The organism is Deltaproteobacteria bacterium (assembly GCA_009930495.1).
Lineage (GTDB): Bacteria > Desulfobacterota > Desulfovibrionia > Desulfovibrionales > Desulfomicrobiaceae > Desulfomicrobium.
Genome location: RZYB01000464.1, coordinates 1 through 1,076, shown reverse-complemented (window position 1 = coordinate 1,076; position 1,076 = coordinate 1). Strand labels below are relative to the sequence as shown.

Sequence of the window (1,076 nt, the reverse complement as noted above, 5' to 3'; positions counted from 1 at the left end):
TGACGCTTCCTATTATTAGCCACGTCAAATATTTGTGCGGCGATGGTGCGCGTGTTTCCATTCGGAATGCGTTTATTTCTCGATAAAAAAAGGGGATACAGCCCGTTGGTATCAATTTTTTCGGGAAATTAAATTTAGTCACGTTGTATATCGTCGCGCGCGTTATCCGGTCCGGTTTCGTGACAAATCCAGGCCGGAAATAGGGACACAGCCATGAAATCCACGCTTTCCAGAAACAACGGTTGCATTCTTGGCCGCCATTCAGACACCGCCCAGACGGGTGGGGGTATTTTGGAACGTTTCCAGGTCGCCTTCCGCGACTTGTCCGCCGTCCCAGGCCCCGGCGGCGAGCATGACATGGACACCTGCTGGCTCGTCATGTGTCTGGACGGCGAGCTGCACTGCACGGTGACCGGAATCGAGCAGGGGGGAGAGTATTCTCTGTCCGCCGGCAACTGTCTGTTGCAGTACCATCCGTGTCATTGTCGGTGCCAAAAATGCGCCTGCCGACAGCGGGTCCGCATGCTGGAAATAGTCTGTCCGGCAACGGAGCTACACAAACTCATCAATGACACGCCGTTGGGGCACGACCTGGAGTCCGCGATCCGCCAGGGCAAACCCCTGCACATGCATCGCCCCATGTCTTTGGGGGTGCATCGGGCCCTGGCCGCGTTGCGCGAAACAGTGACCACGCACCAAACCGGGGCCACGCCTTTGATTCTGGCAAAATTTCTTGAAATGATTTGGCATTTTAGCCGTGATGACAATGCCGAGGCCATGGGACATGTTTCGGACGCCACCCGACGGGCCGTCCAGAAAGCGCGTGCCATCCTGGAGGACAACATGGCCGAGCCGCCGGACCTGGACCATCTGGCGTCGGAAGTCGGCATGAGCCTGTCCAAGCTCAAGCTGGTTTTCCCCCAGGTCTGTGGCATGCCGCCCTACGCCTATCTGCGCCAGATCCGCATGGAGCGGGCCATGATCCTGCTTCGGGAGCAGGGCATGTCCGTGACCGAGGCGGCCCTGGAAGTCGGCTACAGCAACCTGAGCCATTTCGCCAAGACCTTTGCCGCGCA

At 58.0% G+C, this 1,076-nt stretch carries 1 protein-coding gene; it reads left to right on the top strand.

Annotated elements, in window-relative coordinates; all coding sequences use genetic code 11:
- Positions 1 to 213: 213 nt before the first annotated feature.
- Positions 214 to 1,076: AraC family transcriptional regulator (locus EOL86_15500; protein NCD26975.1), on the top strand; the 863-nt coding region annotated here is incomplete at its 3' end.